The organism is Paraburkholderia sp. NMBU_R16, from assembly GCF_013282575.1.
Classification (GTDB): Bacteria; Pseudomonadota; Gammaproteobacteria; order Burkholderiales; family Burkholderiaceae; genus Trinickia.
Genome location: NZ_JAAAYE010000561.1, coordinates 1 through 215, shown reverse-complemented (window position 1 = coordinate 215; position 215 = coordinate 1). Strand labels below are relative to the sequence as shown.

At 69.3% G+C, this 215-nt stretch carries 1 pseudogene; it reads left to right on the top strand.

Annotated elements, in window-relative coordinates:
• A pseudogene (locus tag GWC77_RS30520) lies at positions 1–215 on the top strand (IS5/IS1182 family transposase); the annotation flags it as partial.

Genomic DNA, 215 nt, shown 5'->3' with positions numbered 1-215 from the left:
GTGGTGCCGCCGCGATCGGGCGCGGTACGCAGTTGCGAAACCGGCCCGCCAACGCAGCGCGATCGCCATCTGGAGGCGATCGCCGCACAGGGACGACTGGCCTGGCAAAAGGCAACCGGTTACGGCCGGCGGGCGCTGGTGGAAACGACGATGGGGCGATACAAGGCACTGATCGGCCCGCGTCTGCGCACGCGTCATCCCGATGCGCAGCAGAC